General features: G+C 38.2%; 12 protein-coding genes. 4 read left to right on the forward strand and 8 right to left on the reverse strand.

Annotated elements, in window-relative coordinates:
* Positions 1 to 4: 4 nt before the first annotated feature.
* The 8 genes from NI468_RS08410 to NI468_RS08445 form a co-directional block, all read right to left on the reverse strand.
* Positions 5 to 1444 carry a hypothetical protein gene (locus NI468_RS08410; RefSeq protein WP_253101311.1) on the reverse strand — a complete coding sequence of 480 codons (1440 nt, stop codon included), beginning with the start codon at positions 1442 to 1444 and terminating at the stop codon, positions 5 to 7.
* Positions 1441 to 2436, reverse strand: coding sequence for a type VI secretion system baseplate subunit TssG (tssG, locus tag NI468_RS08415; protein WP_253101313.1), 996 nt, complete (start codon positions 2434 to 2436; stop codon positions 1441 to 1443). The genes NI468_RS08410 and tssG overlap by 4 nt, the downstream gene beginning before the upstream one ends.
* A complete protein-coding gene (gene tssF, locus NI468_RS08420) occupies positions 2400 to 4208 on the reverse strand; it encodes a type VI secretion system baseplate subunit TssF (RefSeq protein ID WP_253101315.1) in 1809 nt (602 codons plus the stop codon). The genes tssG and tssF overlap by 37 nt, the downstream gene beginning before the upstream one ends.
* Positions 4205 to 4693: a type VI secretion system baseplate subunit TssE gene (gene tssE / locus NI468_RS08425; protein WP_253101316.1), complete on the reverse strand. Its 489-nt coding sequence runs from the start codon at positions 4691 to 4693 to the stop codon at positions 4205 to 4207. Before tssE ends, tssF begins: the two co-directional genes overlap by 4 nt.
* Before the next feature lie 77 nt (positions 4694 to 4770).
* Positions 4771 to 5274, reverse strand: a complete 504-nt coding sequence (locus tag NI468_RS08430) for an Hcp family type VI secretion system effector (RefSeq protein WP_005107016.1) — start codon at positions 5272 to 5274, stop codon at positions 4771 to 4773.
* A 51-nt stretch (positions 5275 to 5325) separates the two neighbouring features.
* Positions 5326 to 6807: a type VI secretion system contractile sheath large subunit gene (tssC, locus tag NI468_RS08435; RefSeq protein ID WP_253101318.1), complete on the reverse strand. Its 1482-nt coding sequence runs from the start codon at positions 6805 to 6807 to the stop codon at positions 5326 to 5328.
* A complete protein-coding gene (gene tssB / locus NI468_RS08440) occupies positions 6794 to 7303 on the reverse strand; it encodes a type VI secretion system contractile sheath small subunit (RefSeq protein ID WP_180087331.1) in 510 nt (169 codons plus the stop codon). The genes tssC and tssB overlap by 14 nt, the downstream gene beginning before the upstream one ends.
* A 14-nt stretch (positions 7304 to 7317) precedes the next feature.
* Entirely contained in the window at positions 7318 to 8001 is a 684-nt protein-coding gene (locus NI468_RS08445) for a hypothetical protein (RefSeq protein WP_005107019.1), read from the reverse strand.
* Between the two features lie 349 nt (positions 8002 to 8350).
* Here NI468_RS08445 and tssH point away from each other — a divergent pair, with 349 nt between their 5' ends.
* The 4 genes from tssH to icmH are packed head-to-tail and all read left to right on the forward strand — an operon-like array spanning position 8351 to position 14377.
* Complete coding sequence (tssH, locus tag NI468_RS08450; protein WP_253101321.1) at positions 8351 to 11017, forward strand: type VI secretion system ATPase TssH; 2667 nt, start codon at positions 8351 to 8353, stop codon at positions 11015 to 11017.
* A 51-nt stretch (positions 11018 to 11068) separates the two neighbouring features.
* Positions 11069 to 12172, forward strand: coding sequence for a type VI secretion system protein TssA (tssA, locus tag NI468_RS08455; protein ID WP_253101323.1), 1104 nt, complete (start codon positions 11069 to 11071; stop codon positions 12170 to 12172).
* Between the two features lie 8 nt (positions 12173 to 12180).
* The gene (tssK, locus tag NI468_RS08460; RefSeq protein ID WP_253101326.1) at positions 12181 to 13545 is read left to right on the forward strand and encodes a type VI secretion system baseplate subunit TssK; all 1365 of its coding nucleotides are present in this window, start codon (positions 12181 to 12183) and stop codon (positions 13543 to 13545) included.
* Between the two features lie 7 nt (positions 13546 to 13552).
* Complete coding sequence (gene icmH, locus NI468_RS08465) at positions 13553 to 14377, forward strand: type IVB secretion system protein IcmH/DotU (RefSeq protein WP_253101329.1); 825 nt, start codon at positions 13553 to 13555, stop codon at positions 14375 to 14377.
* The last annotated feature ends 121 nt before the right edge of the window (positions 14378 to 14498 follow it).

Genomic DNA, 14498 nt, shown 5'->3' on the forward strand with positions numbered 1-14498 from the left:
ATAGTTAGGCTACTAATGAGATTTCATTCAGTTGATCACTTTCTTTATTTTTAAAACATAAATAGCTTGATTCTTGTTGTGTGCTATAGCTTATTGTAATGACATTGTCGTATAGATATGATGACATCATCGCTGCAAAAACTGCTGCCAATTGTTGGGTATGCCCCAAATAGCTTTGAGGATAAATGGTATGCTCCGGCTCAAAATCAATATTAGTAAATTTTTCTTGTATTATTTTCATTGTTTTAGACTGAGTGGCTTCATCTAAGAAAACTAAAAAAGGATGTGCCTGTTCCAGCTGATAGGACAGATCAACCTGATTCTGACCCAAGTACGCATATAGGTCAGTGACGTACTTGCTGAGAGTCAATATTCGTGAAGGCATCATCCCCTCAACCTCTAAGTCATGTGCGGATAAACACCAGCTGGCAGTATATTCTGCAGCAATATACTCTTCATTTTGCCAAAATTGCTGATCCAGACAATCCTGATCAATTTCAGAATCCGCCATAATGATCAAGCTGATCTCATGTGATTGACCTGAAATTTCCTGTAATAGCTCCAGCAAAGCTGAATAAGCATGATCAGCAGGCAGAAAGTGAAAATTGATATGAATTTGGGCAGGCAGCAATGCATATTTTTGTTGAATTTGACCTATAAGCTGCTCTTGATAGAGATCACTCCACTCCCCAGTCATATGATCCGCCAATAAAATATGCAGATTCAACCTATTTAATCGGCCTACTGCTATTAGATTAGAGGCAATATTTCCTTCATCTTCACAGTAGTTCTCCTGTATCCATCCCGGATGCATTCGATATTCATAAGCCAGTTCGTGATCATAAAATAGTGCTGAACGTTTTAACTGTTCTGAAATTAAGCTCAGACTTTCTTCATGCTGTTCGAGTTGTTGTTGAATCAACTGTTGAATTCGTTGTTCCTGTAATGTTGGAAGCATTTCTTCGCTAGTCCCGTTTTCTTCGAGTAAGCGGTCCACAGCATGAATACGATATGTCAATATAGGTAGACTAAAACGATTTAGCAGTTCTGAGTCCAGCTCAGGACTTTTGAACTGCTTCATGTGCTGCAAGATCTCTGCATTTTTGCCAAAACTGTGCCAGGCGGCAGCTGAAAAAATATTAAGTTTGTAATTCTCAATCGCTTGATACAATTCTTCTTTATTCTCTAATTCTTGCTGCTGTGCTTGAAGAGATTTATGAGCCCTATCCTTTTGTTCTTGCTGTCTTTGTTTATAGGATTTTAAAGCTTTATAAATAAAATAAGGTGTTAATAACAACAAGCAAATTAACAAAGGTAAAATTCCAAAATATAATAGGAAATCGATATTTGATGGATCGTATTGAGTATCTCGCCAGTAATAAATGATAAGAGAACTGTTTATAATGAATAAAACTATAACAGTCCGAATAATATGCTTAATCATGACATTTTTCCTATCAGGCTATAGCAGGTTTCCGCATGGTGGATTGCCTGATTCGGCATTAATAAGGCTCCTCTGGCCAGCCCCATCGAATGTACTTCTCTGAGTTGGGCTGGATATAATTCATCTCTGTCTAGAATCAACCGAAGATCCACTAACATGGTCGGGCTACACCAGGTTTGAAGTAACTCTTTCAATTTGGCGCTATGTATTCCTTCAGATAAAAATTTTAGATAGTCTTCACGTTTTAATGGACCAATAACAATTTCAATTTTTTCATCAACTTGCTGAATGGTTTCTCCACAGAAGCTGTTGATTCCCAATAAAATTGGTTGCGAAGCTCCTAAACTGCTTTTTTGCTGATCATTCAGTTGAAAGCTTTCCGGAATAAACTCATTAATCTTAAATTGATATTTAAAAATACAAGACAATATGCTGCTTAACGCATAATGGGTATTATTTTGCCCCTGCATCAAGCCTGAAAACTCAGCAAAATAGTCATCTATAGGTTGCTGTTCATGTTGTTGACCGCTATAGCCACTCAAAGCATGAAGCATGTTTAGATAATGATTTTCATGCTCAATTTCATAACGCAGTGGTAAATGATAATTCAGACAGGCATCGACATATTGTGCAGACAATTTATGATTAAACAGTCCGAGAAAGTGTAAGCTTTCTTCTCGGTGTGCCCCGGTACTCTGTTTAATTTTATGTGTATAGATATAAGGCAATACGCCCTGTACGCCAGTCAACCCCACGATTAAATTGGTCATCTGAACTTTATGATCTTGACATTGCAATGATTCAATTTCAGAAGTTGGAAAATTAAGATTGAGTGAACTAATAAATTCAAATGATTTACTCCATCCTTGATGTCTGTTCCGTGCAGGTGCATGTCTTAATAATCGCGTGGCTTGAATAAATTCAAAGCTGGTCGGCTGCTGAAAGAGCCGATCAACTACAGAAGCCTTTTGCCACCAACATTCTGTATGCATTGGTATAACTCCTGTTTTGACTTTGAATCTATGACGTGCATATCCACATAACTATTCATTTGAACTTTCAAATTAAAAATATGATTTAAAAGTTGCACAAAGATATACAGACTGGCTCCTCTAAAGACTTCTGGATCGATCTGGATTTCAACTTTGACACCCCGTACAAAAAGTGGAAATGGTTTATGCTCACGCAACTTCTGGCTCAGAGAAAACTGGATCGATTGAATTGAATTAATAATTAGCCGGTTGTCTTTGGATTGCGGCAAGTTATACAGTTCAAGTAATTCCTTAATGTGACTGACTGCATTTGCTTTCATTAAAGAAAGATTATTCAATGATAAATGCGAGATAATTCGCCACTGTTCTTGCTGCTTTTGATCAAAACAATAAGGTAAATTGGGTCTTTTTAATAATATGGCTTTACGTGCCAAACTATTGTCATTGAGAGATAAGTTATTCTGATCTTTGTTATAACTTTCATAAGGTAAATCCCGATTGCTGCATAACAACTGCATACTGATAAAGTCTGATGAAATTTTTTGTGGTTCTAAAGATTTGGAAATAATCGAATATTTCAGTTCTGTATGCTTGGTATTACTTTGCTCGGGCAACAGGTGATAATAAAATTGAGCATCAGCCTGATGATAATGACTCATGGCAAAAAAAGGTAATACGGGATAAGTTTTTTGACTGTTCTCGCGTTTCTCTCTCAATAACTTCATTTCGGTGATCGCATATACCTGAAAATATTCAGGATGATGTACATCACTTATTAATGAATATTCCAGGCGCAGATGATCAATTTTTTGTGGCTCAGCCTGTTTAGGGAATAAATTTATAACTGGTGTCGCAAATAATTTGAAATTAGCGCTATTTAATTCTGAATAATTTCTGATCATAGCTTGATCATTCAGATTTATTTTAAAATGAATGTGTAGCTCAAATTCTGCGGTTTCTATATTTAATTCTCTTAAAAAACTCAGATTGAGGTTAAGAAAATTAAATTTTTCTGGAAAGCAAAAATACTCGATTAATAAACGATAGGCATGATGAGTATGTTGATCAACTGGGAGCGCACTTTCCGCTTCAGTAAATCCCATTAGTTCAAATGGATTTTGAATATCAATCTCTTGATTCTGTACTATTACAGAAAAACCAGTCTCTGGCTTAAAAATACAATCTAGTACTTGCAATGGAAAGCTGGAAATTGCATCCAGATAAATAGGTAATTTTTGTTGTTCCAACAGTCGCTGCTGCTGGTTAAAAATTTCAATACCAAAGCTCAAGGTTGCATTTCGATTTAAATGAACATGAGTCGAAGCATGCGTTTTAAAATTAACAGATTTTAAGGCGATTGGTAATAAATTAACCTGGTTTGTCGTACGATACTCACACTGTACCCCACGGATACTTTTTGATTTTAATACAGTTTGCTTGGGAATCTGCTGGCTACTTTTAAGCTGTCGGATTTTAATGGCATCGTCAAAACTGACCACTGAACATGCTGGAAAAGGTTTAAGGTACTGTGGAAACATCACCTCAAAAATAGCACGTGTAAATACTTCATAACTATCGTGAAGTTTCTTATCGATCCGGGCAGAAATCAGGGAAAATGCCTGAATCAGTCTTTCGATATGCGGATCATCAATCTGCTCTTGATTCAACGAAAGGCGTTGGGCAATTTTTGGGTATTTATTGGCAAACTCTCGTGATTGTTGCCCAAATTCCTGTAATTGCTTTTCGTAATAAGGTAATAATTCTTCGATCACAGCACACCTGCTGATGTTTTAGACAAAATTACGTATTGTTGCGTAGTAGGCTTGAGGAATGCGTCAAAAATTACCGGTTCATATAGGGGATAAATATTTAAGAATGCATGAATACTGAGACACAGACTTCCCCTGTTATGCTCATCCATCAGCATCTCGACTTTAACCTGCTTTAAACGAGGTTCGTGCGCGTGAATAGACTGTTCAATCGAGCGGCAGATTTTATCCCGGTCCATTGGATTCGCCGTTGAAAGACTTACAAAATCAATGATGCCAAATTGAAGAATTGAACGTTTGACCTGGTCATAACTGTCATCTACATCCAAGTTAACTAAACGAGTATTCAACAGATCTTCCAGATCATCTGCTACAGACTCTCTTAAAGCCTGCAATGAAAGCCCTTGAGAACATTGAATGTCCTGAGGTAATAGACGGTCAAATAATGTTGTTCTAAATCCGTAAGGGTAAAGCTGATCCAAATTCATATTGTTATAGTCTAATTTTATTTATTTTTATAAATATCAGAGAGGCTGATCAAGACCAGCCTCTAAAAAAGGTCAAATTACGCTGCATAAGAAGCAGTATTATTTGATAATGACCATTTCTTGGTCACGGCACCCTTTTGTGTACCATTAATATCTTGCTGATTATACGTCCACTCAACTGCTGCATATTTCAAACCAAAAGCTTCTGTTGGAACGCCTTCTTGATTTACTGTCGGAGTGACCTGAGAAACCAGCACATGTTTTAATTTAATTTGCAGGTATTTAACGCGTTTATCACCATTAGCACGATAAAAATCGATTTGTACCTCATCGAAGGTATAACCTGCCGAACAAGCTTCCCAAAGTTTTGGGCTGGTTGCATCCAGATCTTTCATAAAAATCATGTCGGAATGTTCAACTCGTTCTGCGGTATGACCGCCTACACTGGAAGATGTGGCAGATTTTGGCTGACGAATGTTGTGCGACCAGGAATTTGCTTCTAGCCAGCTTTTATGTTCTGAATCACGAGATTCACCATCAACTTTATATTTGCCACGAAACTGGATGTAAATGTCTTTCATTTTAATAATTTTCCTGTTGTTATAAATATTCTTATAATTTTAGCAGCGGTCTTAATGACTCGACTGCGGTAACTCAGTGACCAGTCGTAAAGATACAGACAACTCGTCTAACTGAAAATGCGGTCTCAAAAAGACCACAGATTTGTAATGTCCAGGTTCAGCCGGATTTTCTACAACTTTTATCGAAGCTTCACGCAGTGGATACTGTGCTTTGGCTTCCTGTGAAGCGCCATCATCCAAAAGTACATATTGAGACAGCCAGTCGTTTAGAAATGCTTCGACATTTCCTGCAGATGTAAAACTTCCCACCTTATCTCGCATCATTGCTTTTAAATAATGAGCGATTCGCGAGACTGCCATAATGTACTGTATCTGACTGGATAATGCGGAATTGGCATTGGCAATATCGTTATCATATTTCTTTGGTTTTTGGATAGATTGGGCACCGAAGAACGCGGCATAATCGGTATTTTTACAATGTACTAATGGAATAAAGCCAAGATCACTGAGTTCTTTTTCACGACGGTCCGTAATCGCAATTTCAGTCGGGCACTTAAATATGATTTCTCCATCATTGGTTTTAAAGGTATGCACTGGCAGACCTTCGACCAAACCGCCACCCTCAACCCCACGAATCGCAGCACACCAGCCATGCATATCAAAGGCATTGGTTAAACGCGTCCCCAAAGCATAAGCAGCATTCATCCACAGGTATTCATTATGATTTTCACCTGAAACTTCTTCTACATAGTTAAAGCCTGCTGTCGTATTGCCATCTTTAGGATGATAAGGTAAACGGCCTAATACTCGTGGAATAGTCAATGCCAGATAACGAGCATCATCACTTTCCCGGAATGAACGCCATTGCACATATTCAGCTGTTTCAAAAATTTTAGAAACATCGCGTGGGCGATCAATATCAGTAAAAGTTTCCAATCCGAACATGGAAGGACTTGCAGCTGAGAGAAACGGTGCATGTGCCGCTGATGCTACATGTGAAATCTGCTCGAGCAAATACAGGTCTGAAGGTGTGCGATCAAACTCAAAGTCACCAATGAGGGTCGCATAAGGCGCACCGCCAAATGAACCATATTCTTCTTCATAGATTTTTTTAAATAGAGTACTTTGATCAAAGTCGCTGGCACTTTGAAAATCTTTAATCAATTCTTTTTTGGTCGTATTCAACATACGAATTTTAATTAAAGAGTGTGATGGCGTTTCCTGACAAAAGTAATACAGCCCTCGCCAGGTGGACTCAACTTTTTGAAACTGCTCGTGATGCATGATCTTGCTCAGCTGGGTAGAAATAAGCGCATCAATTTCTGCAATGCGTTTATCTAAAGCCAAGGTCATATTGTCTGAAACTATAACGGTACCGGCCATGACTTCCTTGGCCAACTCACCAATCAAACTTTTGGCCCGATCATGTTCTTCTTCATTACGCGCAATTCGACTACGTTCAACAATAGAGTCCAGAATTGAGTATTCTTCAATAGCAACATTCGTGGTAGTTGCATCATTAGAGTGATTCATTGTCTGCCTCCATACTCATTTTACGGATTTGGTCGGTATTTTTTAAAATATCATCCAGTAAATCTTCTAGACGTTCATTATTGGATATTTTATTGCGTAAATCAGTTAAACGTTCTCGTGCTTCTACCAGTTTTCGCAAAGGTTCGACTTGTTGGACTACCTGTTCTGGCCGAAAATCATCCATTGCATTAAAAACCAAATCTACTGATATTTTACCACTCTCTTCAGTCAAACTATTTTCCACCTGAAAACTGGCACGAGGCGCCAGAGACTGCATCACCTCATCAATATTTTCCAAGTCTACATTGATAAATTTTTTATCTTTGAGCTTGGTTTTTTCAAGTTCAGACGCTGCTGAAAAATCTCCCAAAACTCCCACTACAAAAGGTAACTCTTTGACTTCACGGCCATCACCTACCTCAACATCGTAGGTCAATTGCACCCGTGGTGGTCGAATACGCTGTAATTTTTTTTGTACACTTTCACGTTTAGCCATCATGATTTTCCTTATTAATTATTATTTAATGATCCAAATGGATTAGTACTAGGAGTGTGGGTTCGTGTACTGATACTTTCTGTTTTTTTATTACTGATAGCAGCCGTATTATTTTTTAGATTGCTTTTCGATACTTTATTTTTGTTTTGACTTAGGCTTTGTTTTACTGGGTTATTTGGTTTATTTTTAGTATTTTTTACTTTTGAATTCCGCGCCGTCGTTGATGCAGATTCAGAAAATTTTGCTACAGGCTGTGCCAGATAAATATGTTCAGTCAGCGATTTGGCCTGTGGGTAGGTAAAGTCATTTAAGGCACGGACTTCTGTACTACGCATCTGTTCTAGGCTTTGGGAAGAGATCCCGATCCCTGCCAGGAATTTCAGATCAGTTAAATTCTGATGAATGTAATTTTGCTGATGTAATTGCTCGATTAAATTGAGCGCTTTCAGATGATCACCGACTTCAACATAGCGTTTGGCAATTTGGGTAGACAATTGCTGCTGCAGATGCATATTTTTTCTTGCTGTCTTGTCGCATAACTGCTGGTATAAATCAATGATAGTTGAATCAGTATCATTTTTTGCTTGTGGATAGCTCTTGATACATGATTTTTTTAATTCTGCTGCATGGGTTTGAGCAAAACATAGCTGCGCCATCCCTGAGATGAGCAATACAATAAAACCTAGATTATTTTTCAAAATAAGCCTCAATTTTTGGTTATTGTTTTATATTTTTATAATCAAAATTTATTTTTCTATTTTTATAATTCAAAAATCTAGTTGCGGATTTAACAAAAAATTATCACAGGAAGTCAATACATAAATGCGTTTTTGTTAAATTATTTTATGTAATTTTTAAAATGGTAAGATTCCGACCAATGAATGCAGACATTTGGATAGACTTGAGTAGAATATGCCAAAAATCTTGAGCCAATATATCTTGATTGCTCATAGAAAAACTTAAATAAATAAAAATAAACCTAATAATAACAAATATATAGCTATAAATTCCAAAAACATCAGGCTGTATATTCTAAGAGAGAAAAATATGAGTAATTTAAAAATTTTGATTACAAAATTATCTGAGCATGCACGCCTATGCCTTGAGAAATCAGCGAATTTCTGCATCAAACAGCGAAATCATGAAATCGAAATTGAGCATTTTCTCTTAGAATTGCTACAGCAGCCAGACCTGAACGATCTCAAATTATTGCTCAAAAAGTATAAAATTTCCGAAGATGATCTCACCCATGATCTGAATCAGAGCATTCAGCAAATGACTAAAGGCAATTCTCGTACGCCTATCTTTGCCAAATCCATTATTCGTGCATTAGAACATGCCTGGCTTTTGGCTTCAGCAGAACAGAATCCGATGATCCGCAGCGGACATTTACTGGTTGCCCTGCTCACTGCACCTGATCTATATCAAATGACGATTCGTGCTTCTACTTTATTTGAGCTATTTCCAATTGATCATCTCAAACATCATTTTTTGGAGCTCTGCGAGCAGAGTATTGAAAACCCGAGCTATGCTCAGCTTACTAAGGTAAAAGAAGATTCACCTAACGCACAGCTAAAATTAAATAAAACACTGGCACTCGATCAATACACCATTAATCTGACTGAAAAAGCACGCCAAGGCCAAATCGACCCGGTGATCGGTCGTGAGTTTGAAATCCGTTTGATGCTGGATATTCTGATGCGCCGTCATCAGAACAATCCCATACTTACCGGCGATCCGGGAGTCGGTAAGACTGCTGTAGTAGAAGGATTGGCCCTGAAAATTGTGAATGATCAGGTACCTGATGTACTCAAAAATGTAGAACTTCATGTATTGGATCTGGGCTTATTACAAGCAGGTGCCAGTGTAAAAGGCGAGTTTGAGAATCGCCTGAAGCAAATCATTCAAGAAGTTCAGTCCTGCAGTTATCCTATTATCCTGTTTATTGATGAAGCCCATACGCTGATTGGTGCAGGTGGTCAGGCTGGTCAGAATGATGCCGCCAATCTGTTAAAACCAGCTTTGGCACGAGGAGAACTGCGTACTATCGCCGCTACTACTTGGGCGGAGTACAAACAATACTTTGAAAAAGATGCTGCGCTTAGCCGCCGTTTTCAGGTAGTGAAGGTAGAAGAACCTACTGAGGAAGTCGCCATCGATATGTTGCGTGCCATGATTCCGGTCATGACTCAGCATTTTCAGTTGCAGATTGATGATGCAGCAATTGCTGCTGCGGTACGTAACTCGCATCGTTATATCAGTGGACGGAAATTACCGGATAAGGCCATTAGTGTATTAGATACAGCCGCGGCACGAGTTGCTTTGAGCCAAAATGCACAACCTGCAAAGTTAGACCAGTTACAGGCACAGCTGCATAATCTTCGGCTTGAACATGAGATTTTAAATCAGGAGCATCAAAATTTTCCGTGTCATCAGACACGTTTAATTGAATTATCAGAAAATATTTCAAATTTGGAACAAGAAATTTCTCAGATAAGCCTGCAATGGCAGCAAGAACTTCAACTGGTTCAGGAAATAAAATTATTACAGGTTCAATCCAAAAAAATTGAAAATAAAAATAAAATTAAAGTATTACAGCAGCGTTTGACCCAGATTCAGGCTGATCACCCACTTGTGTTCGAGCGTGTAACAGTCCCTATGATTCATCAGATCATTTCTGACTGGACCGGAATTCCAGTCGGTAAAATGATGAATGATGAAATCCGACAGGTCTTAAAACTCCAAGATAAATTATCGCAGCGTGTGATGGGTCAGGACTTTGCTTTGCATCAACTGGTCCAAGGTATTAAAACATCTAAAGCAAAACTGGATGATCCGAACAAACCACAAGGTGTATTTTTATTGCTTGGTCCAAGCGGTGTGGGAAAAACTGAAACTGCCCTGGCCTTGGCTCAAGAATTGTATGGAGGTGAGTCGCATCTGATCACGATCAATATATCGGAATATCAGGAAGCACATACCGTGTCTTCGTTAAAAGGTGCTCCTCCAGGTTATGTCGGTTATGGTCAAGGTGGTGTGTTGACTGAAGCAGTGCGTCGTAATCCTTATAGTGTGATTTTACTGGATGAAATCGAAAAAGCTCATTCTGATGTGCAGGAATTATTTTATCAGGTCTTTGATAAAGGCATGCTGGAAGATAGCGAAGGTCGGCTGATTGATTTTAAAAATACGACAATTTTATTAACTTCAAATGTCGGTTCTAGTGCCATTATGCAGGCCTGTTTAAATCAACCCGTCGAAAACTGGCCGGATGCAAATAGATTAATTGAACTGCTCAAACCAAGTTTATATCAGCAATTTAAACCGGCATTTTTAGGGCGTATGCAGATTGTGCCTTATTATCCTTTACACGATGAGCTATTGATCCAGATTATTCAGCATAAACTGGGGAAAATTACCCGACGCATTCAGCAGCAATATGTCACCCAGGTCACTTATAGTGGGGACTTGCTCGAACTTCTGCTCAGCCGATGTACCGAGGTTGATAGTGGTGCGCGCAATATTGATCATATTTTAAATGCTTCAGTATTGCCTGCTTTGGCTACAGAAATATTGAGAACCATGAGTGAGGGAAAGATTCCTAAACTGATTCACATTGAGATCAAGAATGATGAAATTTTTTATAGCGTAGATCCGAAAGTTAAAATAGCGCAAAAAGTACGTTCTAAAAGCAATAAAGCAGATGCTGCCTAGTTGAAGTAACCTAAAAATAAAAACAAATAAAATATAATAATTGGAATAAAGATGAGCCTGGAATTTGAATATTTATTGCAAGACATTTCAGTCGATCAGCCGTGCGGTGTGGACTATTCATTTTCAAATGATTTTCATGTGATTAACAAGGCCAGAACTCGTGATGATCCTTTATTGGAGCAAGGTGACTGGGTCTCGGAACCGAAACAGGCCGATTGGCAACTTGTACATGATAAAACGATTGAATTATTAACTGAAAAAACCAAGGATATCCGTCTATATACCTGGCTTATAGAAGCTTGGAGTCATCTCTATGGTTTTGAAGGAATTGCTCGAGGATTAGAGTTGACCCAGCAAAGCCTTGAGCGATACTGGTTCACGTTACATCCTCAAATCGAAGAGGATGATCTTGATCAACGTTTTGGATTATTACAAGGTTTGATTACGCAACTGCCAATGCTGATGAAACAGGTGCCTTTGGTCAGCTCTGCGCCTTTTTATAATTTAGGTGATTATGAGGCATTCTTACATCAACGCAATATTAAACTCAAACAACAGCAAGATGACTACTCTGAAAATAATACTGTTCAGGATTTGGAGCATTTTGAGCAATCGTTGCTGAAAACTTCTCAAACAGTTTTAAGCCAGAATGAAGGTTTTCTTCTCGAGATTCAGACCCAATGGCTGTATCTTAAAAATACACTGGATCATTTACTGGGTCTAAATGCACCGAGTTACGCGAGCATAGATTCTCAACTTGAATCGATCTTCTCCAGTATTAAGCGCATTTATAAAACTGATATTTCTTCAATATCTCAGGATCAAATAAATACACCGCAATTCGGCACTCTCAAAATACCTGAAATAATAGTGATGAATACCTCGCCTGAAAATATACAAGAATTTCGACCTCAAGCCCAAAACCATCTGGCCAACCGTCAACAGGCCATGCAGTTATTACAAGACATCGCTCGATATTTTCAATCTCATGAACCGCATAGTCCAGTGAGCTACATGCTGCAAAAGACGATTAAATGGAGTCAGATGCCATTACATGAATGGCTGGCTCAAGTAATCAAGAACGAGAATCCGATCGAAAACGTACATGAATTACTGGGTATATATGCCAATGATGAATCCAAGAATGAGTGGTAAATATTAAAATGTTTAAAGCAGAAAAAGTACTGTGGGGCGAAGGTCTATTTTTAAGACCGCAACATTTTCAATTACAGGATGCCTATCATGAGCAACGCTTGAGTCATATGATTCGGGCGACATTTCCTTTTGCTCACGGGATCCAGTCCATTCAATTTGATGAAGCTCAATTCAATATGCATATATTGGCATTAAGTAAAATTGAAATGATCTGGCAAGATGGTGAAATTTATCAGGCGCCTGCACAGGATTTATTACCAGAACCTGTACAACTGGATACCTTAAACCTGCGTGGTGAAATGCAAATTTATTTGGCTTTGCCAATGCTACAGCCGAACAAGCAAAATGTAAGTCATGTCGAAAACACTCAATCTAGTCGTTATCACTCACATTTAATCTCGACCCATGATTTATTCACCGATGCCACTACTGCAGAGATCACCCTGTTACGCCGTCGGGCAGAATTTAAACTTTTTGAAGTTGGCCAAGAACCTCAGCAGCCTCTGGATGGTTATTTATATCTTCCGGTTGCTCAAATCAAACGACAAAGTTCTGGAAATTTTATTTTTGATCATAAATTCATTCCTCCAATTTTACATATTCAGGCCTGTGAATATCTGCTAGACAATTTAAAGCGAACTTTGAATATCATCCGGGCCAAGATTAAAACGATTCAATCCAATAACCGTGAAAACGAACAGAAACTGATTGAATTTCGTTCTGGGGATATTGTCTCTTTCTGGCTGGTGAATGCCTTAAATACTGCTTATGCAACCTTAAATCATATTTTGCAGTATCCACAAATTCATCCGGAACGGCTATATGCGGAACTTTTAAGACTCAGTGGTTCCCTACTTACCTTTTCAACAGCCTATGACATTGATCAATTGCCGCAGTATCAGCATCATCATCTATACGACAGCTTCAATCAGCTGGATATTATTCTCAGAGATTTACTCGATACAATTATTTCGAATCGATATATCAGCATCAGCTTAAAAGAAACGCGCCCGTCCTATTGGCTCGGTAGTCTGGAGACTGACAAGATCAGTCGCAATACCCGGCTATATCTTGCTGTATCGAGTAGCATTATGCCTGCACATGATCTGATTGCCTATGTTCCGATCCGTTTTAAAGTCGGCAGTAGCATAGATGTAGAACAACGTGTGGTTGCAGCTTTGCCTGCTGTACCCGTCCAGCACCTCATGCAGGTTCCTACTGCAATTCCAGTACGTTCCGGTGTGCATTATTTCGAGATCGAACCAAATAATGAACTGTATCAGCGCATGCTGGATTCAGAATCAATTTGTGTTTATATCCCGAACGGTTTTAAGGATATTACGGTTGAACTGATTGCTGTCATGAATGGATAAAATAAAAATGAATACAATCGCTAATTCTCCTTCTTCACTTTTTTCTTCACTTTTTGATGATGATCAAATCGGGGCCGGTTATACAGCCATGCAACCTGTAGAAAGCTACCCTACCTATACGAATAGTCTGGTAGATTTACTGCATGACGGCTTCTATATTGTTTTCCTGTTAAAAAATCATTATCTCCCTACAGATATTGAAGCCTTTCGTGAAAAAATTCTGGAGATGTTGAAAAGTTTTGAACATCAGGCACGTCAGATGCAATTTTCAGCTGAAGATATTCAAGATGCAAAATATGCCTATTGCGCTTTAGTAGATGAAACAATTGTCACGCAACAGGATGAGCGATTTTTTGATCTTCAAAATGCTTGGATGATCAGTCCTTTACAGTTAATCCTGTTTGGCTCACAACTTGCAGGTTTTCACTTCTTTGAAAATCTGGAAGAAATACGCCATAAAGATAAGCAACGTCTGGCAGTATTAGAGGTATATCATTATTGCCTTTTATTGGGCTTCCATGGAAAATATCGAATTGAATCTATTGAGCATTTAAATAGTCTGATTGCTCGTATCGGAGATCAGATTGATTATCTCAAGGGTAAAAAAGTTGCTTTTTCTCCTTTTTCAGCAATTCCAGATCAAATCCGACATATTATCCATCGTGAATTACCATTTTTCTGGATTCTGATATTTTTATTATTATTTGCCGTGATCAGCTTTGTGGTTTTTAAATATGCCTTGTCAACAGAACAAGCTGCTGTTTTTTCTCAATATCAAAATTTGATTAGCGCGCCTGCTGAACAAGCCTATATTACGATTCATTTACCCTAACTCAATTTTCAAATAAATATGATCGACACTTATAAAAATAAAGACTTAAAAAATGACGCCGTTGGAAAATTTATATCGATGAATAAAAAAAAAATTTTGAATTATTATTAGATCAATCATT

This window comes from Acinetobacter lwoffii (genome assembly GCF_024129355.1).
In the GTDB taxonomy this organism is placed as follows: Bacteria; Pseudomonadota; Gammaproteobacteria; order Pseudomonadales; family Moraxellaceae; genus Acinetobacter; species Acinetobacter lwoffii_I.